Source organism: Geothrix paludis (genome assembly GCF_022808815.1).
GTDB classification, from domain to species: domain Bacteria; phylum Acidobacteriota; class Holophagae; order Holophagales; family Holophagaceae; genus Geothrix; species Geothrix paludis.
The window spans coordinates 985,545-1,005,861 of sequence record NZ_JAKZLC010000001.1 but is presented as its reverse complement, the minus strand read 5'-3'; the positions used below and the strand labels follow the sequence as shown (position 1 = coordinate 1,005,861).

At 70.2% G+C, this 20,317-nt stretch carries 18 protein-coding genes; 6 read left to right on the top strand and 12 right to left on the bottom strand.

The window, feature by feature from the left end; translation table 11 throughout:
• Positions 1–79: 79 nt before the first annotated feature.
• The 4 genes from lepB to MLE64_RS04585 all read right to left on the bottom strand — a co-directional run bounded on the left by lepB (position 80) and on the right by MLE64_RS04585 (position 5,211).
• Positions 80–958 (bottom strand): signal peptidase I, encoded by an 879-nt coding sequence (lepB, locus tag MLE64_RS04600; protein WP_243316568.1) that lies wholly within the window; start codon positions 956–958, stop codon positions 80–82.
• A 21-nt stretch (positions 959–979) separates the two neighbouring features.
• The gene (locus MLE64_RS04595; RefSeq protein WP_243316566.1) at positions 980–1,624 is read right to left on the bottom strand and encodes a hypothetical protein; all 645 of its coding nucleotides are present in this window, start codon (positions 1,622–1,624) and stop codon (positions 980–982) included.
• Complete coding sequence (locus tag MLE64_RS04590; protein WP_423748238.1) at positions 1,624–4,134, bottom strand: Tex-like N-terminal domain-containing protein; 2,511 nt, start codon at positions 4,132–4,134, stop codon at positions 1,624–1,626. The genes MLE64_RS04595 and MLE64_RS04590 overlap by 1 nt, the downstream gene beginning before the upstream one ends.
• A gap of 66 nt (positions 4,135–4,200) precedes the next feature.
• A complete protein-coding gene (locus tag MLE64_RS04585) occupies positions 4,201–5,211 on the bottom strand; it encodes a CobW family GTP-binding protein (protein ID WP_243316562.1) in 1,011 nt (336 codons plus the stop codon).
• Between the two features lie 116 nt (positions 5,212–5,327).
• On the opposite strand from MLE64_RS04585, the gene MLE64_RS04580 reads away from it, so the two are divergent.
• Complete coding sequence (locus MLE64_RS04580) at positions 5,328–6,611, top strand: 3-deoxy-D-manno-octulosonic acid transferase (protein ID WP_243316560.1); 1,284 nt, start codon at positions 5,328–5,330, stop codon at positions 6,609–6,611.
• A gap of 14 nt (positions 6,612–6,625) precedes the next feature.
• Positions 6,626–7,537, top strand: coding sequence for an ATP-binding response regulator (locus tag MLE64_RS04575; RefSeq protein ID WP_243316557.1), 912 nt, complete (start codon positions 6,626–6,628; stop codon positions 7,535–7,537).
• Between the two features lie 52 nt (positions 7,538–7,589).
• On the opposite strand, the gene trxA is transcribed toward MLE64_RS04575, so the two are convergent.
• The 3 genes from trxA to ribB are packed head-to-tail and all read right to left on the bottom strand — an operon-like array spanning position 7,590 to position 9,519.
• On the bottom strand, positions 7,590–7,910 hold the full coding sequence (gene trxA, locus MLE64_RS04570) for a thioredoxin (RefSeq protein ID WP_043483480.1): 321 nt from the start codon (positions 7,908–7,910) through the stop codon (positions 7,590–7,592).
• A gap of 17 nt (positions 7,911–7,927) precedes the next feature.
• Positions 7,928–8,422, bottom strand: coding sequence for a cyclic nucleotide-binding domain-containing protein (locus MLE64_RS04565; protein WP_243316555.1), 495 nt, complete (start codon positions 8,420–8,422; stop codon positions 7,928–7,930).
• Positions 8,419–9,519, bottom strand: coding sequence for a 3,4-dihydroxy-2-butanone-4-phosphate synthase (gene ribB / locus MLE64_RS04560; protein WP_243316552.1), 1,101 nt, complete (start codon positions 9,517–9,519; stop codon positions 8,419–8,421). Before ribB ends, MLE64_RS04565 begins: the two co-directional genes overlap by 4 nt.
• 103 nt (positions 9,520–9,622) lie before the next feature.
• Here ribB and MLE64_RS04555 point away from each other — a divergent pair, with 103 nt between their 5' ends.
• The 3 genes from MLE64_RS04555 (at position 9,623) to MLE64_RS04545 (ending at position 12,796) form a co-directional block, all read left to right on the top strand.
• Positions 9,623–10,672 carry a DUF4388 domain-containing protein gene (locus MLE64_RS04555; RefSeq protein ID WP_243316550.1) on the top strand — a complete coding sequence of 350 codons (1,050 nt, stop codon included), beginning with the start codon at positions 9,623–9,625 and terminating at the stop codon, positions 10,670–10,672.
• A gap of 112 nt (positions 10,673–10,784) precedes the next feature.
• Positions 10,785–11,870 (top strand): hypothetical protein, encoded by a 1,086-nt coding sequence (locus tag MLE64_RS04550; protein WP_243316548.1) that lies wholly within the window; start codon positions 10,785–10,787, stop codon positions 11,868–11,870.
• On the top strand, positions 11,867–12,796 hold the full coding sequence (locus MLE64_RS04545) for a cell division protein FtsX (RefSeq protein ID WP_243316545.1): 930 nt from the start codon (positions 11,867–11,869) through the stop codon (positions 12,794–12,796). Before MLE64_RS04550 ends, MLE64_RS04545 begins: the two co-directional genes overlap by 4 nt.
• Before the next feature lie 9 nt (positions 12,797–12,805).
• Here MLE64_RS04545 and MLE64_RS04540 read toward each other — a convergent pair whose 3' ends face one another.
• The 4 genes from MLE64_RS04540 to murC are packed head-to-tail and all read right to left on the bottom strand — an operon-like array spanning position 12,806 to position 18,305.
• Entirely contained in the window at positions 12,806–13,702 is an 897-nt protein-coding gene (locus MLE64_RS04540; RefSeq protein ID WP_243316543.1) for a carbohydrate kinase family protein, read from the bottom strand.
• Positions 13,699–14,280: a UbiX family flavin prenyltransferase gene (locus MLE64_RS04535; protein ID WP_243316540.1), complete on the bottom strand. Its 582-nt coding sequence runs from the start codon at positions 14,278–14,280 to the stop codon at positions 13,699–13,701. The genes MLE64_RS04540 and MLE64_RS04535 overlap by 4 nt, the downstream gene beginning before the upstream one ends.
• Positions 14,281–14,302: 22 nt before the next feature.
• Positions 14,303–16,930 (bottom strand): M14 family zinc carboxypeptidase, encoded by a 2,628-nt coding sequence (locus MLE64_RS04530; protein ID WP_243316539.1) that lies wholly within the window; start codon positions 16,928–16,930, stop codon positions 14,303–14,305.
• Between the two features lie 7 nt (positions 16,931–16,937).
• Entirely contained in the window at positions 16,938–18,305 is a 1,368-nt protein-coding gene (murC, locus tag MLE64_RS04525) for a UDP-N-acetylmuramate--L-alanine ligase (RefSeq protein ID WP_243316538.1), read from the bottom strand.
• A 291-nt stretch (positions 18,306–18,596) separates the two neighbouring features.
• On the opposite strand from murC, the gene MLE64_RS04520 reads away from it, so the two are divergent.
• Positions 18,597–19,286, top strand: a complete 690-nt coding sequence (locus MLE64_RS04520; RefSeq protein ID WP_243316537.1) for a hypothetical protein — start codon at positions 18,597–18,599, stop codon at positions 19,284–19,286.
• A 63-nt stretch (positions 19,287–19,349) separates the two neighbouring features.
• Here the strand turns inward: MLE64_RS04520 and MLE64_RS04515 are convergent, their stop codons facing one another.
• Positions 19,350–20,297 carry a diacylglycerol/lipid kinase family protein gene (locus tag MLE64_RS04515; RefSeq protein WP_243316536.1) on the bottom strand — a complete coding sequence of 316 codons (948 nt, stop codon included), beginning with the start codon at positions 20,295–20,297 and terminating at the stop codon, positions 19,350–19,352.
• Between the last annotated feature and the right edge of the window lie 20 nt (positions 20,298–20,317).

Below are 20,317 nucleotides of genomic sequence, written 5' to 3'. Positions count from 1 at the left end.
AGGACACTAAGAAAAACGTGAAGGACACGAATATGGAGGCATTTATTCGTGCCCTTCGTGGAGATCTTTTGTGGCTGGGTTACTCGGGGATGGTCCCGGTGCGCTCCCAGCGGGTGCGGGTGAAGAAGTGGCGGGCGGCGTCGATGAAATCGGCGGCCACGTCCGTGGGGCCGTCAGGCACGCGGCCATTGTCGTTGTCCGTGTCGCCCTCGCGGAAGCTCCACCACACGATGAAGGGCCGGCCCCGCAGATGATCCATGGGCAGGAAGCCCCAGTAGCGGCTGTCCATGCTGTTGTCGCGGTTGTCGCCCATGGCGAAGATGTGGCCCGGCGGCACGGTGATGGGGCCCAGGTTGTCCTTGAAGCCGTCCTGGATGAGGCTGTTCATGGCCTGCATCTGGTTGTGGTCATGGAGGGCCAGCACCTCCGGATCCGCATGGCGCCAGAGGCCCACGGGATGCTCCGCCTCGCCGGCGTTCCGGGTCAGGGGCCAAGGGCCGGGCGTGGGGCCCTCGGGGCTCCGGCCGAACTGGAACTCGAAGGGGCCGGTGACCAGCTTGTCGTTCACGTAGAGCCGCTTGTTGCGCATCTCCACCGTGTCGCCCGCCAGGGCCACGCAGCGCTTCACGTAGTCCTGGTCGCGGTCGATGGGGTAGCGGAACACGATGATGTCGCCGCGCTTCACGCTCCGCATGGGGAAGAGCTTCTCCTCCCAGGCCCACTGGGGCTCGGCGAAGATGAACTTGTTGGCCAGCAGGTGGTCCCCGATCATCAGCGTGTTGCGCATGGAGGCGGAGGGGATCTTGAACTGCTGGCCCACGAAGGTCTTGAAGAACAGGATCAGGATCATCGCGAAGCAGATCACTTCCAGGTTGTCCCGTACGGCGCCCTTGGCGGCGCCGGGGGGCAGCTCGATCTCGAGGTCGGTGGAGGTGTCGGAAGCGGGTTCAGCGGCCATGTCGGCTCCGGGATTGGTCGATCAGGGACGTTGGCCGGGGAACGGGCCGGAGAGGGGGGCGGCAGGCAGGTCCACGAAGCCGCGGGCCACCAGCCGGTTGGTGGTCACCCAGGCGCCGTCGCGTTCCTCCTGGGACTCCACCTCGCCGAGGTTCGGCAGGTAGAGGGTGCGGCGCCGGAGCCCGTGGGGCGGCTGGGCTTCCACCCACACGCCGACGGGATCCGAGGTGGCCGGCAGGAGGGCGGCGCCCTCCCAGGTGGCGCGTCCCACCACCCGGAACCGGGTGCCGCGGTCCTCCCAGGTGGCGGTGGAAGGGAATCCCGGCGGCAGGGGCTGGGCCAGCACCTGGCCATCCTCGCCCAGGAGGGTGATACCGCCGTCCTGGTGGCGGACCAGCAGGCTCATGTGGCCGCGGAGGTTGGTGAGATCCAGCTGCACCACGCGGGGAGAGCCTGGCGCCATGGACGACCGGGCTACGCGCACCTGCAGGCGGTCTGAGGAACGCTCAGGCTGGGGCCGGGACGGGTCCTCGAAGGCCAGGGTCAGCCCTTCTTCCCAGGGACCGTAGATGGGGGCGGCCGGACGCGGCTGGCAGGCCAGCGCCAGCACCAGGGCCGCAGGCGCCAGCAGGGCCGCGGGCGCCAGCAGGGACAGGCGCGGACGCATCAACGGGGTCCCTTGTTGAACTTGGCCATCAGGTCGGTCAGCGAGGCGCCCGAGGCCGGAACCGCCGGCTCACGCTTGGGCTGGGGCGGACGGGCCTCGCGCTCGGGCCGGGCCGGGCGAGCTTCCTGAGGGCGCGGGGGCCGGGCGCCTTCCGGCCGGGGACCTTCGGGTCGGGGAGGCCGGGAGCCTTCGGGCCGGGGCGGCCGCGGACCTTGCGGCCGGGCGCCAGCCTGGGGACCGGACTGGGGACGGGGAGAACGGGGAGCGCCCTGGGGTCGGCCCTGAGGGCGGCCCTGGGGATGACGATGGTGAGGCTGCGGCCGCTCGGCGCCCTCGGGGGCGGCCAGCAGGGCCTTGATGGAGAGCGCGATGCGCTTGGCCTCCAGATCCACGGCCAGCACCTTCACCTTCACGGCCTGGCCCACGCTGAGGGCGTCCGCGGGGTTCTTCACGTAGCGGTGGGCGATCTCCGAGAGGTGCACCAGGCCGTCCTGGTGGACGCCGACATCCACGAAGGCGCCGAAGTCGGTGACGTTCGTGACGATGCCCTGGAGCTCCATGCCCACTTCCAGGTCGCTGGGCTTGTTGACGCCCTCGCGGAACTGCACGGCCTCGAACTGGTGGCGGGGGTCGCGGCCGGGCTTCTTCAATTCCGCCAGGATGTCCTTCACCGTCTCCACGCCGAACTTCTCGTCCACGAGCAGCTTGGGATCCAGGTCGTCCAGCACGGCGTCGTTGCCGATGAGTTCGGGCACGGTCTTGCCGGCCAGCTGGCAGATGCGCTGCACGACGGGGTAGCTCTCGGGATGCACGGCGGAGGCATCGAGGGGATCCTCTCCGCCAGGGATCCGCAGGAAGCCCGCGGCCTGCTGGAAGGCCTTGGCGCCGAAGCGGCCGACCTCTAGGAGCTGCTCCCGGCGCTTGAAGGCGCCGTGCTCGAAGCGATGAGCCACGATGTTCTTCGCCAGCCCCTCGCCGATGCCGGCCACATAGGCCAGCAGCTTGTAGGAGGCGCTGTTGAGATCGACGCCCACGCGGTTCACGCAACTCTCGACCACATCATCGAGGCCCTTCTTGAGGGCGGTCTGGTTCACGTCGTGCTGGTACTGGCCCACGCCGATGCTCTTGGGATCCACCTTCACCAGCTCGGCCAGGGGGTCCTGGAAGCGGCGGGCGATGCTCACGGCGCCGCGCACGGTGACGTCGTGCTCCGGGAACTCCTCGCGGGCGATGTCACTGGCGGAGTACACCGAGGCGCCGGCCTCGCTCACGCTCACGCAGATGAGGCCCTGGCGGTTCGTCTCCTTCAGCCACTCGCGGATGAAGGCCTCCACCTCCCGGCCGCCGGTGCCGTTGCCGATGGCGATGGCCTCCACGGGGTTCTCGGTGCAGAGCTTCTCCAGGAGGGCGCGGCTGCCCTCCAGATCCCGCTTGGGCTCCAGTGGGTAGATCACCTCGTTCTGCACCAGCTGGCCCAGGCGGTTGATGACCACCAGCTTGCAGCCGGTGCGGATGCCGGGGTCTACGCCCAGGGTGCAGCGCTGGCCCGCGGGCGGCGCCAGCAGCAGGTGGTCCAGGTTGGTCTGGAAGACCTTGATGGCCTCGCCGTCGGCCTTCTTCTTGGCCTCGTAGCGCACCTCGGATTCGATGGTGGGCGAGAGCAGGCGGTCGAAGGCATCGCCGGCGACCTCGTTGAGGAAGCGCCGGTAGCCGCTGGCCGGGTTCACCTGGACCTTGGCGACGAGCTGGCTCACCAGGTTCTCGCGCTCCACCAGAAGCTTCACGGTGAGGATCTCCTCCTTCTCGCCACGGCGCAGGGCCAGCAGGCGGTGGCTGGGGATCTTGCGGATGGGCTCGGAGAACTCGAAGTAGGGCTTGAAGCGCAGCGCGGCCTGGTCGGCCTTGCGCTCCTCGCGGATCTCGGACTTCAGCACGCCCTGCTCGTGGAACTCCAGGCGCAGCCAGGCGCGGATCTCCGCGTCCTCCGCCAGGCGCTCGGCCAGGATGTGACCCGCGCCTTCCATGCATTCCGAGGGGGAGCGCAGGCCATCCTCGTCCTTGATGAAGGGCTCGGCGATGAGGAACGGGTCGGCGCCGCTCTCGTCGGCCAGCAGGGAGTCCAGCAGGGGCTCCAGGCCGCGCTCCCTGGCCACCGTGGCCTTGGTGCGCTTCTTGGGCTTGTAGGGCAGGTAGAGGTCCTCCAACTCGGCCTTCACCCAGGTGCCCTCGATCTTTGCCTTCAGCTCGGGCGTGAGCTTGCCCTGTTCCTCGATGGACTTGAGCACGGTCTTCCGGCGGTCCAGCAGGTCCTTGTAGTAGGCGTTGCGGTCTTCGACGGCGCGGATGGCGACCTCGTCGAGCGATCCCGTCGCCTCCTTGCGGTAGCGGGCGATGAAGGGCACGGTGTTGCCCTCCTCCAGCAGCGCCACGATGGCGGCCACGCCGGCGCGGGGGAGCTTGAGCTCCTTGGCCATGAGGTCGAGCACTTGATCCACACTTGCTCCTTGCATCCCGGGTCCGGGCGAACTGCGATGATACCAAGCCCGACGCGGATCCGGTGATGAGCCAGATCCGCGCTAGAGAAAGGCCTTGCGCCGCGCGCCCGCCGGGGCGCGCTCGAGGTCCCGCAGGGACTTCTTCCAGTGGGCGGAATCCAGACCGGTGCCGATGACCACGGCCGCGCAGGCGGGAGCGGAGCCGTCCGCGAGGAGGGGCAGGGGCGAGATCTCCAGGCGCCCGTCCGCCAGCTGGAAGGCCCAGCGGTCGCTGCCGTCGTTGCGCGCGGCCCAGCCCGCGAAGGCGCAGACGCCCTTCGCGCGCAGGAGCTCGCCGGATGTCGGCGGCGCCAGCAGCAGGACTTCCAGCGCCGCGGGGTCGATGGGGTGGTCCCAGTTCAGGGTAAGGGATCGGGCCTCGGCGAAGCTGGGGCCGCTCACCGCTTCCCAGCCCTCGGGCACGGGACGCAGGTCCCCGTGCCAGGGATCGGGACTGCCCTCGGGGGCGAGCCCGTGGCGCGTGGGGATCAGGGGGATGTGCTTGAAGGCTGTGCGCAGCTCGCCCTCCCAGGCCACGGCCGCCGAAGGATCCAGGTCACCCTTGCTGAGGTGGATGAGGCTGGCCAGGGCCGCCTGCCGATGGAGCAGGGGCTTGGTCCTCAGGTGATCCACGGGGGCTAGGCTGGAGACCACCGTGAGCAGACCCGCCAGCCGCAGGCGTCCGGCCAGGGGCGGCTCCTGTTCGAGGTCCAGCAGGTCCGTGGGGTCCGCCAGGCCCGTGGTCTCCAGGACCACGCGCTCGGGCCGCTGGCCGTCCGGCTGGTCGCACCAGGCCTGGAGCGTCGCCACCACGTCGTTGCGGAGGCTGCAGCAGACGCAGCCGTTCACCAGGTTCTCCACGCCCGCCAGCTCGGGACGCTCGGCATCCACCAGCGTGCCGTCCACGCTGATGGCGCCGAATTCGTTGATGAGCACCGCCACGCGGCGTCCAGCGGTCACCTCGGCCTTCAGCAGGCGGTTCACGGCGGTGGTCTTCCCGGCACCCAGGGGGCCGGTGACGATGAGGACTTCGAGCGGAGCGCGATCGGACATGCCTCCATGATGCCCTGGAGAAACAGCGGAACGCGAAGACCGCAGACATGCCCTTCGCGTTGGTCTTTTCAAGGTCTTCTTTGTCCTGCGTCGGGCAAGTGTGAGAGCGTAAACGGGTGGATGTCCTGGACCTGAGCTACCTCGCGGCCGTCTCCCTGGCGGGAGCCGTGGCCCGGTCCTGCGTCCGGGGGCTGCCGGAGGGCTGGCGGATCCGGCTGCAGGCGGAGGCGCCGGACCTGCCCGAGGGTCGCTGGATCTGGCTGCACGCGGTGAGCGTGGGTGAGCTGCTGCTGGCGGACGGCCTGGTGGGGCGCCTGCGCGAGGCCGGCCACCGCGTCCACCTGAGCACGGGCACGCCGGCGGGGTTGGCGTTGATGGCGAAGCGGCTGCCGGGTTGGGACGCGGGCACGGGGCGGATCAGCGGCGGGGCCTTCCCCCTGGATGATCCCGAGGGTCTGGAGCCGTTCCTGCGGCGCCCGCCGGGGCTGTTCCTGGCACTGGAGACCGAGATCTGGCCTGGGCTGCTCCAGGCGCTGGAGGTTCGCGGCATCCCGCGCGTCATCGTGAACGGGCGGCTCACGGAGAAGTCCCTCCGGAAGGGCGGCCCCTGGATGCGGCGGGCGGCCTCGCGGCTGAGCCTGGTGGCGGCCCGGGACGAGGCCAGCGCGGAGGCCTTCCGGCGCCTGGGTGCTCCGGAGGTGCGGCTGGGCGGCAACCTCAAGGCCGACCTTCCGCCCCCGCGTCCCCTGCATGTAGGCTGGGCGGCCCTGCGCGAGGCTTGGGCGGGCCTGCCCGTGGTGGTGGCGGGCAATACGGTGGAGGGTGAGGAGGACCTGATCCTCGAGGCTTGGCGCACGGCCCGGGAGAAGCACCTTGGCCTGAAGCTCATTCTGGCCCCGCGTCAGCCCCGCCGCTTCGATGCCGCGGCGGATCTGATGACGGCCCGGGGCCTGGCCTTCCACCGCGCTTCCCGCGGATGGCCGGAGGGCGCCCCCTGGTCGGGGACGGACGTGCTGCTCCTGGACACCCTGGGCGAACTCTCGGCCGCCTATGCCGAAGGCACCGTGGCCCTGGTGGCCGGCGGCTGGGCTGCGGCTGGTGGGCACAACCCGCTGGAGCCGGTCCGCGCGGGAGTTCCGGCCCTGGTGGGCCCGGGCTTCGCCAATTTCGAGGATCTGGTGCCGCCCCTGCGCGAAGCGGGGCGGCTCCAGGTGGTTCCTGCCGCCGGACTCGGCCCCGCGATGGAGGCCGCCCTGGCCGCCGCGCCGCTGCGCTCCGGGGGCCCGGCATCGCTGCCCGAGGCCATGAGGGGCACGCTGGACCGCACCTTGGGACTTGTGGAGCCCTATCTGGCCGCCCTTCCGGCCGACAGCCGGCTGGAACCTCATCGAGTATCCTGAAGCGTGGAGCCGCCATGACTCGCCGTGGGACGCACATCCTCCTGATCGATGACGACCCCTCGGTGCTCGAGATGGTCCAGTCCGCCCTGGCCCACTACGGCATGGAGGTCCACGGCTACCCGGACGCCGCCCAGGCCCTGGAGCTCCTCCAGAATCCCAAGGCCCCGCCCTTCGACCTGGTCATCAGCGACATCAACATGGAGGGCATGGACGGGTTCGAGGTGGTCCACAAGGTGAAGGCGTCGCATCCCCACCTGCCCGTGGTGCTCATGACCGGCCAGGCCTCGGTGGACTACGCCATCCAGGCCATGCGGCTGGGCGCCTCCAACCTGTTCATGAAGCCCATCGCCATGAAGGACCTGGTGCACAGCGTGTTCCACCTGGTGGATCTGCACCGGGACCTCCGCAAGGCGGACGACGGCCTGCGCGGGCTGGTGAACGAGCGGCGGCATTTCCTGTTTCGCTCGGACGAGCTGGACATCCCGAGCCTCACGCACCACCTCACGGACCGGCTGGTGCCCATGGGGTTCGCCTCCGCCGGCAACATCGACGTCATCGCCATGGCCATGCACGAGGCCCTGGTGAACGCCCTGGATCACGGCAACCTCGACCTGGACTCGCGGCTGAAGGGGGATCTCTTCGCCAAGGAGGATGCCTACGCGGCGCTCCGCGCCAAGCGCATGGCGGATCCCGAATACGCGGGGCGGCTGATCGAAGTCCGCCTGGCCATGGACACGGAGCGGTTCGAGGTGGAGATCAGCGACGAAGGCCGCGGCTTCGACGCCGGCCGGCTCTCCCCGCCTCCGCCCGATTCGGAGATGGCTTCCCACTGTGGGCGCGGCCTGCCCCTCATCCTCCTCGTGATGGATGAAGTCCACTTCAACGAGAAGGGGAACCAGGTGAGGTTGGTACTGCGCAGGAAGTAGCCATACGAAAAACGCGGCCGAAGCCGCGTTTTTCGCAGGGAACGGCGCTGGTTTAGAACGCACTCTCCACGAACGCCTTGAGCTGGGGCTTGGGCTGGCCGCCGATGAGCTTGTTCACGGGCTTGCCGTCCTTGAACACGATGAGCGTGGGGATGCTCATGATGCCGAACTGGCCGGCGACCTGAGGGTTCTCGTCCACGTTCATCTTCACGAACTTGGCCTGGCCCTTCATCTCGGCGGCCAGCTCGTCCAGGACGGGGGCGATCATCTTGCAGGGGCCGCACCAGGGGGCCCAGAAATCCACGAGGGTGACGCCCTGGGCGACGGCCTGGGGAAACTCGGCGTCGGTGATGTGTGCGACGAGGTCGGACATGGGAACTCCTTTCAAGTTCAGGGTACGGGAATGGGGCCGCCGGGATTGGCGCCGCCCCACTGGGCGATGGTGAAGATGCTCATGTAGCGGTCGTTGGTTTCCCGCAGGCGCTGCGCGAGCACTTCGCAGAGGGCATAGAGGATCTTGAGCGCGATCTTGTGCTGGGTTTCGATGATGGACCGGAGATCCTGCAGGGGGATGAAGAACAGCTCGGAAGGCTCGTTGGCGATGGCGTCCGCCGCCCGAGAGGCCAGGTCGATGAGGGCCATTTCGCCGAAGTAGGCGGGGGGCGCCAGGACCGCGAGGGCCTCTTCGCCCGTGGCGCCGCGTTTGGAGATCCGCACCGAGCCCTTCAGCACGATGAAGAGGCCGTCGCCGGCATCGCCTTCCCGGAAGATCACCTCGCCGGCCTCGACCAGGCGCTTCTGGCCGATGATCAGGATCTGGGCGCGCTCGACCTCGTCCAGGTTCCTGAACAGGGGCGACTGGGTCAGGAAGCGGGCGTCGATCACCGGGGATCCGAGGAAGGTTCCAGGGGCACGTGGGCACAGATGTCGAGGCCGAAGCCACGGAGTCCAATGTACTTGGTTTCATGCCGGCTGAGCAGGCGCATTTTTCCAACCCCCAGCTGGCGCAGGATCTGCGCGCCCACACCGAAATCCCGGTCGTTCATGGCCTGGAGCTGGGCGTGGCCCTCCTCGGCCACTCCCGGGGTGTGGGCATGGCGGCGCAGGTAGACCATGGCGCCGCGGCCTTCCTTTGCCAGGGCGGCCATGGCCCGCTGGAAGAGGCCGGTCTCGAAGCCGTGCAGGTCGTCGGGCAGCGTCTCCACGTGCACCCGCACCAGGGGCGGGTCGCCCCCCAGGTCGCCCAGCACAAAGGCCAGGTGGCTGCCGCCATCCAGCAGGCTCCGGAAGCTGTGGACCTTGAGGGCCCCCCACTGGCTCGCCATGTCGCGGGCTCCCAGGTGCGTCACCAGGGGCTCCTGGCGAAGGCGATAGGCCACCAGGTCCGCCACGGTCACCAGCGGCAGGCCGTGCTGTTTGCAGAAGGGAACCAGGTCCGGCACCCGGGCCATGGTGCCGTCGTCCTTCATGATCTCGCAGATGACGCCGCTGGGATGCAGGCCCGCCAGGCGCGCCAGGTCCACGCTGGCCTCGGTCTGGCCCGTGCGCGTGAGCACCCCGCCGGGCCGGGCCCGCAGGGGGAACACGTGGCCGGGCTTCACGAAGTGCTGGGGCTTGGCGTCCGGAGCGATGAGGGCCTGGATGGTGCGGGACCGGTCCTGGGCGCTGATGCCGGTGGTGGTGCCTTCCCGGGCTTCCACGGAGATGCAGAAGGCCGTCTCGAAGGGGCTGGTGTTGTCCCGGACCATGAGGGGGATCTGGAGGCGGTCCAGCACCGGCCCTTCCAGGGCCGCGCAGATGAGGCCGCGCCCATGGGTGGCCATGAAGGCGATGGCTTCCGGGGTGACATGCTCGGCGGCCAGGGTGAGGTCGCCCTCGTTCTCCCGGTCCTCGTCATCGACCACCACGACCATGCGGCCCTGCCGGATGGTGTCGATGGCTTCCTCGATGGAGGCGAAGGGGGAGTCGGGGCGGGTGCTCATAGACCCATCAGGATCGCTCAGGAGGACCCGGGGGGGAAGGGCGCACTCCATGGTAAGGTTGACCATCTTCTGTAGGCCTTCATTTTCCCGAGAGGAACGACCCATGTCCCAGGGTGTGATCCAAGGCTCCATGCGTGAGGCGCCGCTGCCCGACATCATCCAGCTCGTGAGCCAGGGCGGGAAGTCGGGGTGCTTCCACGTGCAGCAGGAGGCCTCCCGCGCCCGCATCTACCTCAAGGATGGGCGGATCATCCACGCCGTGACCCACGCCGGGGAAGGCTTCGAGGCCCTCATGGAAGTGGCCCTGTGGCTCGACGGCACCTACCGGTTCGAGGAGCTGGTGCCCGATGTCCCGGCCACCATCACCAAACCCAACGCCTCCATTCTCATGGAGTTGGGTCGGCGCATGGACGAATGGCGCGTCATCAGCCAGAAGGTCCCTTCGGTGGACCTCTACCCCGCCTCCACCCTGCTCCCCGGGGAGACGCCCCACGGCGTGAACGCCCGGGAGGCGCGGGTCCTGGCGCTCTCCACCGGGTACTACAGCGTCGCCGAGGTGGCCGAGGCCATGCAGAAGCCCGTGCTCACCATCGCCAAGGATCTCTATGGCCTGGTGATGGCCGGCCACGTGACGCTGAAGGGCATCCGGTCGGGCAAACCCCCCAAGATCGATGTTCCCGCCGCTCCCCAGGCCGCCCCTCAGCCTGGGCCCCCGCCCGGATCGTCCCAAGCCCTTCCGGACATCCGGGAGGCGGATGCCGCCGGGCTGTCCATTCCTCCTCCTCCCGTCGCCGCAGGGTTCCCGGAGAACGCCGAGCCGTTCCCGGAGACCGTGGGCGGAGGGGTCGCCGGAACGCCGGCTCCCGCCCCGGCCAAGCCCGCGCCGGCGGACGATCCCCAGCGCATGGTGAAGCTGATGAATTTCACCCAGCGCATCGCCCAGGCGGCGAAGATGGTGCTTCCCGAAGCCCAGCACGAGATGGTGCACCGCTACCAGGCCAAGGCCACCCAGCAGATCATCTCCGGCGACGGCCCGGAGGCGGTGAAGAACCTCGCCCTGGCCATCAGCCGCGGAGCCGTGGATGCGGGCTGCGATGCCGACATGGTGCGCACCCTGAACACCCACCTCAAGGCGCTCTTCGCCACCAAGTAGGCGGTCTCCCATGATCCGACCTCTACCCGCACCGGTGTCCGGCACCGGGAACATCGCGCGCGCCCTGGGCATCCATCTCAAGGCGCCCCTCGCCACCACGTAGGCGGTTTCCATGATCCGACGTCTTCTCGCAGGCCTTGCGGCAGTCCTCTCGCTGGTGGCCATGGGGTGCAAGGAACCCGATGGCAGTTCGGGCGGGACCACGGGCGTGGCCCTGTACGCCTACGACAGCACCACGAGTTCGGTGTTCGTCTGGAGCGACTTGAGCGCCCTGTACGACAGCACCGCCACCTCGGTGGCCCCCACCAAGACGATCACCTCCTCGGTGTTCAGCACCAAGATCGGCAGCCTGGCCTGGGGCGGCCTCTGCTTCGACCGGCAGAACGGCTATCTCTACCTGGTCTCGGACACCGGTACCATCGTGCGCGTGAGCAACATCCGGACGCAGAGCGGCGACGTGGCCAGCTCCGACGTGGTCTCCTTCAGCCTGTCCAGCACGGGTCGGCTCTCCAGCTCGACGTTCGGGCAGGCCAGCCTGGACCCCCAGACCGACACCCTCTACATCACCGAGAACGGCACCAGCGGCACCCAGATCTGGGCCGTCAGCAACGCCAGCACCCAGCCCCAGAGCGCCACGATCACGCTCCAGGCGCTGATGGCCAGCGGGGACACCGGCGGCACCGGGGTCGCCTCCGCCTCGGGTTCGGTCTACGCCTTCATGCTCTCGGGCGACACCGTGGGCACCGTGACGACCTACACGGGGCCCCGCCTCCGGAAGGGGACCGCTTCGGGGTTCGTCAGCGCCAACACGATCATCGGTCCCTCGACGCTCCTCGGCCAGTACGGCGCCCTCGCCCTGGACTCGGGTAACGGCTACCTCTTCGTGGCCCGCCACAACACCGATGCCGGCGCTTCCACGGCGCCGATCCTGGTGTTCACCACCGGGATGTTCGGCCAGGCCTATGATCAGGCCCCGACGGCGACCCTGGGCAGCGCCACGGACCAGCCCAACCTGCGCGTCATCGCCCACGCGGGCACCAAGGACTGGCTGGTGGGCCTGCGCGGGAACGGCTCCACCGCCTTCGCCACCATCGACCTGTGGAAGTCGCCCATGGGCGGCACCGCGGCCAAGACCATCGTAGCCTCGCCCACCACGGCCCTCTTCAAGGGCGTGGCGGTGGATGGGAACGCCTCGTGACCGCCCTCCGCCTCCTGGGATTGCTGCTCCAGGATGTGCTGCGGGACCTCTTCCGGCACCGAGGCCAGTACTTCCTCGCCGTGCTCACCCTGGCGTCGGGCCTCCTCCTGGCGGGCGGCGGCCTGCTCCTGGTGGAGAGCCTCGACCGCTTCGTGGGGCGCCTGGAGGACATGGCCAAGGTGGTGGTCTACGCCGCCGATGGCAAGACCCTCGATGAGGCCGAGGCCCGTCTCCGGCGGGATCCGCGCTTCCGGGAGGTGCGCCGGGTGACCGCCGTGGAGAACCGCAAGCGCTTCCAGTCGGCCACGCGCGAAGCGGGCCTGCTGCTGGAGAGCGCCGGCCAGGACGCCCTTCCGGAGAGCCTGGAGCTGAGCCTCCGCCAGGACCTCGCCGAAGGCGCCAAGGCGGTGGAGGTGGCCGCGAGCCTCCGGAACCTTCCGGGCGTGGGCGATGTGCTGGCGGACCAGGAACGGCTGGAGCAGATCCAGCGCATGGCCCGGATGCTGCGCTCGGCCCTGGCCAGCCTGGGCGTGCTCCTCCTGGTGGCCGCGGGCTTCGCCACGGGGAACGTCATCCGCATGAGCATCCTGGCCCGGGAGGAGGAGATCAGCATCATGCGCCTGGTGGGGGCCTCCGAGAGCTTCATCCGCACGCCCCTGGTGCTGGAAGGCGCGGCCCTGGGCTTCGGGGGCAGCATCCTGGCCTTGCTGGGCCTGTTCGGCCTGTGGCTGCCCGTCTCCCGGGGCATGGGCGGCCTCTCGCCGCTCCTGGTGGACCTGGCCCGCCTGGGCTTCTTCTCCGCCGGAAGCATGGCGCTGCTCGCCTTCGTGGGAGCCGTCACCGGCGCCCTGGGCGCGCTCTGGGCCTTCTGGAGCACCCGCCGGGCCCAGCGCGCTGAGGCCGCGCTGATGGAGAGCGCAGGCTGATTCCGGGCCTCAGCGGGACCGGGCGTCCAACTCCCGGGCCGTGATGAGGCCGGAGGAGGTTCCCCGCAGGGTGCAGGTGTGGCGGGCGGCGATCTGACCCCGCCGGATGGACGCCTCCAGCGATCGCCCTTCCAGCACGTAGCTGGTGAGGAACCCGACGGCGAGGGCGTCGCCGGCGCCGTTGGTGTCCACCACGGGCCGCTCGTTGGCCACGGGCGGGAAGAAGGCGATGCCGCCGCGGGTACCCAGGGCGCAGCCCTGCGCGCCCATGCCCGACACCACGATGCGGTCCGGATGACCCGCCAGGAAGGCCCGGATGAGCGTGGAGGGATCCCCGTGATTGGCGGCGGAGAAGAAGAGGATGTCCGCCTGCTCGATGAAGTCGCGCCGATAGGAATCCGCCGGGTCGAGGACATCCTGGAGGTCGCAGGCCACGGTGAGGCCCAGTTCCTTCGCCATCGGCAGCAGGCGGCGAGCCCAGTCCGGGATGTTCAGGTGCGCCAGCCGGGCCCCGGACATCACCTCGCGGCAGAGCGGCAAGTCCAGATCGAGGCCGGTGCGCCCCTTCCCGTCGTAGAAGTTCTTCCGCCGGCCATCGGGATACATCAGGTTCACGCTCCGGGCGGTGCCCGTCGGATCCACGCCCAGGCCACGCAGGTCGACGCCGGCATCCGCGAGCCGCTGACGGACGGCCCCGCCCGCGGCGTCCTCGCCCACATGGCCGATGAAGCCCACGCGCCGCCCCAGGGCCGCGTAGCCCAGGCTGGCATAGCCCCCGGCCTGGCCCACGCAGTCCAGGTTCTCCGTGAAGTTCCCCTCCACGGTCCAGTCGATGCCTTCCGGCGGAAGGTACACGTTGGTGTCGAGGCCCGCGCACCCGACGACGACGACCTCCGGGGGGATCATTCCTTCCACCGGCGGGAATCGCTTTCCCGCAGTCCCAGCTGGTCCAGCACACGGGTGGCGAAGGTGTCGTAGAGGTCGTCGAGGGCCTTGGGGGCGGTGTAGAAGCTGGGCATGAGGGGCATCACGATGGCGCCGGCGTCGTGGACGCGGAGCATGTTCTCCAGGTGGATGCGGTTGAGCGGCGTCTCCCGGAGGCAGAGCACCAGGGGGCGGTGCTCCTTCAGGCATACGTCCGCGGCGCGGCTCACGAGGGATTCGCTCACGCCGGAGGCGATGCGGCCCAGGGCGCCGGCGCTGCAGGGCACGATGGCCATGCCGTCGTGGCGGTGGGAGCCCGAGGAAATGTCCGCGCCCAGGTCGCGCTCATCCCGCAGGCCCACTTTCGGCAGGGCCGCCAGGTCCTTCGGCATGAGGCCCGTCTCGTCCAGCAGGCAGCGCTTTCCGGTGGGGGAGAGCAGCAAGGCGATCTCCTCGACCGCAGGGTTGGCGGACAGGCGCCGCAGCACGGCCACACCGAAGGCCGAGCCGGAAGCGCCGGTGATGGCGAGGGTGAAGCGGCGGCCGCTGGGGTTGGTCATCGGGCGTCCCTCATTCCGGGCTTCATTCTGGAGCAGGCCGGTAGGCCCCGAAGAAGATGGCGTTGAACAGCAGGCGGCGCGTGAAGGGCTCCTGCCCGCGGAAGACCGGATCGCCCGCCACCAGGATCACCGCCCCCAGGCCCAGCTTCTCGCGAAGGGCATAGGCGGTCTGCTGGAGCTTGGCTTCCATGGCCTTCGGCACCAGGCCGGAGACCTTCAGCTCCTCCTTGCCGTAGTGGAGGGGGTTCTCGCCGCCCTGGCTCAGCTCGAGGATGGGGTCGCTGGTGTCGAGCACCGCCGCGCCGCCCTCGGCGTGGAGGCCCCAGGCCAGGGGATGGCCGCCGTCCACCTGGACCTTCAGGAAGGCCCCGGGGATGCTCTCCTCCAGGGCCCGCTCCTCGCGCTTGTCCCAGGGGCGCACCAGGTCCGCGGGATCGGCCTTGGGCGCTTCGCGCTTGGGGTCCTTCTCCTTCAGCCGGGCCTCCTCCGCCGCTTTGGCCAGCAGGTGGTAGCCCGTGGGGGTGAGACCGGCCCGGGAGGCGTAGGCGGCCCCGCCCTGGAAGGCCAGCAGGCTGCCGCCCTCGGTGATCCAGGCCTTCAGCTTCGCCGCGCCGCCCTCGCCGAGGGTCTGCTGCCAGGCTTTGCCCTGGGCGCCATCGTCCACGACGAGGACGTGGGTGAATCGGGCCAGGGGGACGGCTCCGAACCGGTCGGCGCGCAGCTGCACGAAGGGCAGGCCGGCCTCGGTGAGGGTGTGGGCGAGGGCGCCGAAGGCCATGGGGTTGGCGGGGCGGTCCATGAGGATGGCGATACGGGGGGTCCGCAGGATCAGGGCCCGGTTGGACCCCAGATCGGGCCCCGCGTCCATCTGGGCGGTGTCCATGGCCACCACCGGGTGATGGTTCTCCCGGGCCAGGGCCTGCAGCCGCCCGGCCAGGGATTCCAGGTTCGTGCGTCGGGGCAGGACGATGGTGCCCGCTCCGAACCGCTGGCTCCGGTAGGCGGCCGGTTCGGCCAGGACGGTGGCCTTGAAGCCTTCCTGAAGCAGGGCCGCCACCGTGCGTTCGACCCCCTCGTGGCCGGCGGGGATGAGGTAGCCCCAGGCCGCCTCGGGGAGCGTACCCTCCTCGGCCACCGTGAGGGGCGCCGTGGCGATCTTGGGGCGGGCCTTCGCCCGCCAGGCGGGCACATGGAAGGCCAGGGGCAGGCTCCAGGCCGTGAGGTCGTAGGTGGGCTTGGGGCCCATGTGGGCCTCGCCCTCCAGCAGGGCCTGGGCCAGATCGCCCCGGGGCTGGTCCAGGGACACCAGGTAGCTGCCCGCGGGCAGGCCCGGGGCCTTGGCGAGGCCGATGGGCTCCAGGCCGGCCGTGCCCACCGGCCCCGTCGTGCGCAGCACCTCGATGCCGTTCCGTCCCAGCAGGTCCACCAGGGCCCTCGTCCGGCCCGGATCGTCCCCCTCCGCCAGGAGGAAGGCCCCGGCGCGGTCGCCCTGGGCCACGCGCTCGCGGCGGGCCCGCTGGTAGTCCCAGAGGAGGGCCTGGCGCTCGCTGGCGGCGGTGGCCACGGTGGCCAGGCTGGCGGCCACGTGGCGCTGGATGCGTCCCTCGAGGGTGAGGATCTCGCCATCCTGCCGCTTGTAGGCGGGCCCGCCCTGGCCCGCCACTTCGAAGGTCATGCCCACGGCGCCCTGGAAGGTGGGCCAGGAGTCTCCGTAGCCGGGGTAGAAGAGGTCGAACACGTCCCGGCTGAAGTAGGCCCAGCCGTGGGCGTCGAAGGCCCGGGCCACGCCCTTCCCGAAGGCCGCCTGCCAGCGGCCGGAGAAGGCCGCGGGGAGCGCCTCGTGGATGGGCTGCATGGTGGGCGGGAAGTAATAGGTGGCTTCGGGCCACATCTCGTGGTAGTCCGCCAGCACCTGGGGGTTCCAGCGCAGGAAGGCGGCGGCCTTGGCCCGGGACTCGCCCTGGGTCTGCCAGGCCCAGTCACGATTCAGGTCGAAGAGCCGGTGGTTGAATCGTCCCCCGGGCCAGCGGCCTGTGTTCGTGGCGTCCATGGGGTCGTTGGTGTTGAAGGGGGTCGAAGCCTCCGCCACGGCTTGCCTGTGCCGGGCCAGCCCGTCCGGGTTCTGCGTGAGGTCCATGAGCAGCACCACGCGGTCGAGCTGCTTCAGAACCTCCGGCTGGCGGGCGGAGGCGAAGTGATAGGCCACGGCCAGGGCCGCCTCGGAACCCGAAGCCTCGGAGCCGTGCACCGAATAGCCCAGCCACACGAAGGCGGGGTTGGTCTCCGCGATGCGGCGGGCCTCGTCCTCCCCGCAGGTGCGGGGGTCCGCCAGCTTCGCGTTGAGGGCCTGCAGCTCGTCCAGGCGCTTCAGGTTCTCCGGCGCGCTGATGACGAGGAAGGGCTGTTCCCGCCCTTCTTCCGTGACGTTCAGGGTGAGGAGCTTCACCCGGTCCGGCGCCGCCGCGGCCAGGGCCCGGACGTAGGCGAACAGGTCATGGTGGGAGGTGTAGCGGGAGCCAAGATCCGGCCGGGGCACGTCGGGGCGGCGGTCTCCGGCCGGCAGCAGGCCGGGCGGAAGGCCGGCCAGGAGGCTGATCGGGGCGCAGGCCGGGGCGATGAGGACAGGCAGGAGGAGGGAGCGCCGCCTCATGCGCGCCTCAGGCCAGGCCCAGGAAGGCCGGTCCGGCCTGCGTGATGGAACCCGCGCCGAAGGTGATGAGGAGATCCCCGCTGCGGGTCAGGCGCCTGAGGACCTCGGGCAGATCGTCGATCCGGCCGGCGAGGTGGACGTCCTTCTGGCCGTGGGCGCGCAGGGCCTCCACGACGGCGGCGCTGTCCACGCCCTGGATGGGGGGCTCGCCGGCGGGGTAGATGTCGGTGACCACCACGGAATCCGCCTCGAAGAACGCCGTGCTGAACTCTTCCAGCAGTGCCCTCGTGCGGCTGTAGCGGTGGGGCTGGAAGGCGGCCACGATGCGGCGGTCCGGGAAGCCGGCGCGGGCCGCGGCGAGGGTGGCGGCGATCTCTGTGGGGTGGTGGCCGTAGTCGTCCACCACCAGCACGCCATCCTTCTCGCCCTTGACCTGGAAGCGCCGGTCGGCGCCCGTGAAGGCGGCCAGGCTGGTGCGAATGGTCTCGCGGTCCACTTCGAGCTCCAGGGCAACGCCGATGGCGGCCAGGGCGTTCAGCACCATGTGGTGGCCCGGCACGCCCAGGCTGAAGGCCCCCAGATCCTCGCCGTAGGCCCGGACCTTGAAGTGGGTGCGGAAGCCCTCCTGCCGGATCTCCTGGGCGCGGATGTCCACCTGGGGGTGGGTGCCGTAGGTCCGCACCTGCCGCTTCAGGCGCGGGCGCACGGCGGCGGCGTGGGGATCGTCCATGCAGAGGAACACCGATCCGTAGAAGGGCACCTTGTTGGCGAAGGCCACGAAGGCCTCCTGGATCTCCTCCAGGTCGCGGTAGTGGTCGAGGTGCTCGCGGTCGATGTTGGTGATGGTGGCCAGGGTGGGGTTCAGCATGAGGAAGCTGCCGTCGCTCTCGTCGGCCTCCGCCACCAGGATGTCGCCCTTGCCCAGCTTGGCGTTGCTGCCGATGGTGCCGAGCTTGCCGCCGATGACGATGGTGGGGTCGAGGCCGCCCTGGCTGAGCACCTGGGCCACCATGCTGGTGGTGGTGGTCTTGCCGTGGGAGCCGGCCATGGCGATGCCGTACTTCATGCGCATCAGCTCCGCCAGCATCTCGCCCCGGGGGATCACGGGCACCTTGGCGGCATGGGCCGCCACCACTTCCGGGTTGTCGCCCTTCACGGCCGACGAGATCACCACCACCTGGGCGCCTTCGATGGCCTCGCCCCGGTGGCCCAGGTGCACCTCGATGCCCAGGCCCCGCAGGCGCTGGGTGACGGCGGTCTCCCGCAGGTCCGAGCCTGACACCCGGTAGCCCAGGTTGGCGAGGACCTCCGCGATGCCGGACATGCCGATCCCGCCGATGCCCACGAAATGGATGTGCTGGATCTTGCCGAACACCTGGAGGCCCCCATGTTTAAGCAGGTGTCAGGATACCCCAGCTCCTGGCATGGCTCTGGCATCCTGATGGGGTTCCCACCGGAACCATGGGGGTGTGTGATGAGGAAGCTCGATACGCAACTCCGCGCCACCGCGATCTTTTCCTGTCTTCTCGCCATGGCTCCCGTCTGTGGCGCTTCGCCACAGCAGGAGCGAGGCCGTCGCGCAACGCCACAGCCCATGCGCCCCACGGCCGATCGGCCCGCCCCCGACGCATCGCGGTCTGACAGTCCCAGGAACCTGGCCGGGCCCATGGCGGCCGACCGGATGGACCGGATGGAGCGCCACCCGGGGATTCGCACGCCCCGGGTCGATCCCCGTCCGGCGGACCTCGCCCCCCGCGCCACCCGCATCAGCCTGTACCCGGGCACCCAGGTGGTGGTGCCCCCGGCCTGGAACCGCTGCTCCGCGATCCCCTCGGCCCACTACTGGCAGCGGCGCGACATCATGGCGGAGATCCAGTGGCTCTCCCGCCGCGGCTACATCCCCGTGACACCCCTGGGCGGCACCGTGGAGTCCCTCTCGGACTATGTCCAGGTTCCCGCCGGGTGGCGCGCTTATGGGATCTCCGTCCCCGCGGGCGGTACCGTCCAGATCGAGGTCCAACACACGAAGCTGGCCTGGTTCCGGCTCATGCTGGTGGACAAGTGGGGCCAGCCCGGGCCTGGCATGATGCAGGCTGCCTATGCGCCCCAGCCCATCCTGGTGACCTACAAGAACCCGCACAAGGAGGCCACGGCCGTCTACGTCATCGTGGATGATCCCGCCTGGTGGTCAGATGCCCGGGACCCCTACACCCTGGTCGTCCGCCGGAACTGGGATCCCGCCACGGTGGACCTGAGCGGGGTGAAGATGGTGACCGGCCTCTGGGGCGCCAGCCCCAGCGTCAGCGCCGAGTTCCGCGGACCGAGCCTCACCGGACCCGCGGTCTTCCCGCATTGACTCATCTTTTTCACCATGCGCAGAAACGGCCCCGTTCGGGGCCGTTTCTGCGCATGGCTCCGCCTAGCTCCAAGGACAAGCGCCTGTCACCCACATCCGGAAGGCCCGGGGTTCCACGGTGAGCTCGGCGCGGTCGCGCTCTGCGACGGGTTCGCCGTCCAGGTGCCAGGGCAGGGGGCGCTCCAGGCGCAGGGTGGCCCGGCGGATCCGTCCCTCGTGGCGGAGGGCTGTGTGTCCGCCCTCCTGGAAGAGCCTGGGCGCTTCGGTGAACAGGGTGAGCCAGGTGGGCCGGGCCAGGGTGGCCCACTGTAGGCAGCCGTCCGTGGGGTCGGCGTACGGGGCGATCCACAGCCCGCTGCCGTAGGTGGGGAGGTTGGCGAAGCAGAGGCTCCAGGCGGCTTCCGGCAGCCTTGACGCGCCCGGATGGAAGGCGGCGCGGATTCGCTCGATCCGGCCGTCCGAAGGGGGCATGGGGGCCTCCTCCGCCTCCCAGGCCAGGGCGGCCGGCTTCCAGGTGCGCCACAGCTCCAGGGTGGCCCGGGCGTAGGCGGCGAACCCGCGGCCGGGAACGGCCGCGAAGCGGTGCGCCACGGCGGCTTCGAAGCCGGTGCCGCAGACATTCACGAAGGGGGTGCCGTCCAGGCAGGGGAGGTCCATGCGCACCTCCCGGCCTTCGAGCAGCCGCCGGAGGGCGCCGGCGGGCTCCAGCGGGGTCCTCAGGCCCCGCACCAGCCCGTTCCCGCTGCCGCCGGGGATGGCTCCGAGGGGCACGGGGCAGCCCCGCTCGACCAGGGCCCGGGCCGCGTGGTGGATGGTGCCGTCCCCACCCCAGACGAGCAGGGGACCTTCCGCCCGCCGGGCCTGGTCGATGGCGGGTTCGAAGTCCCAGGGCGGCCCGAAGGGGAGGACCTCCACGCGGTCCCGCAGGTTCTTCGGGAGCGGCCGCAGCAGGGTGTCCGGATCCTTCGGGGTTGTGCCCGAGGCGGGATTGAAGAGGATCGGAAGTCTCATGAGGCGAGGATACCCGCTCG

What these genes read in the sequence shown, in the direction of transcription:
- MLE64_RS04520 (WP_243316537.1), top strand. Translation starts at nt 18,597, where the DNA reads ATGGCGGCCGACCGGATGGACCGGATGGAGCGCCACCCGGGGATTCGC.
- MLE64_RS04550 (WP_243316548.1), top strand. Translation starts at nt 10,785, where the DNA reads ATGATCCGACGTCTTCTCGCAGGCCTTGCGGCAGTCCTCTCGCTGGTG.
- lepB (WP_243316568.1), bottom strand. Translation starts at nt 958, where the DNA reads ATGGCCGCTGAACCCGCTTCCGACACCTCCACCGACCTCGAGATCGAG.
- ribB (WP_243316552.1), bottom strand. Translation starts at nt 9,519, where the DNA reads ATGAGCACCCGCCCCGACTCCCCCTTCGCCTCCATCGAGGAAGCCATC.
- MLE64_RS04590 (WP_423748238.1), bottom strand. Translation starts at nt 4,134, where the DNA reads ATGCAAGGAGCAAGTGTGGATCAAGTGCTCGACCTCATGGCCAAGGAG.
- MLE64_RS04585 (WP_243316562.1), bottom strand. Translation starts at nt 5,211, where the DNA reads ATGTCCGATCGCGCTCCGCTCGAAGTCCTCATCGTCACCGGCCCCCTG.
- MLE64_RS04595 (WP_243316566.1), bottom strand. Translation starts at nt 1,624, where the DNA reads ATGCGTCCGCGCCTGTCCCTGCTGGCGCCCGCGGCCCTGCTGGCGCCT.
- MLE64_RS04555 (WP_243316550.1), top strand. Translation starts at nt 9,623, where the DNA reads ATGTCCCAGGGTGTGATCCAAGGCTCCATGCGTGAGGCGCCGCTGCCC.
- MLE64_RS04540 (WP_243316543.1), bottom strand. Translation starts at nt 13,702, where the DNA reads ATGATCCCCCCGGAGGTCGTCGTCGTCGGGTGCGCGGGCCTCGACACC.
- MLE64_RS04530 (WP_243316539.1), bottom strand. Translation starts at nt 16,930, where the DNA reads ATGAGGCGGCGCTCCCTCCTCCTGCCTGTCCTCATCGCCCCGGCCTGC.
- MLE64_RS04535 (WP_243316540.1), bottom strand. Translation starts at nt 14,280, where the DNA reads ATGACCAACCCCAGCGGCCGCCGCTTCACCCTCGCCATCACCGGCGCT.
- MLE64_RS04575 (WP_243316557.1), top strand. Translation starts at nt 6,626, where the DNA reads ATGACTCGCCGTGGGACGCACATCCTCCTGATCGATGACGACCCCTCG.
- trxA (WP_043483480.1), bottom strand. Translation starts at nt 7,910, where the DNA reads ATGTCCGACCTCGTCGCACACATCACCGACGCCGAGTTTCCCCAGGCC.
- MLE64_RS04515 (WP_243316536.1), bottom strand. Translation starts at nt 20,297, where the DNA reads ATGAGACTTCCGATCCTCTTCAATCCCGCCTCGGGCACAACCCCGAAG.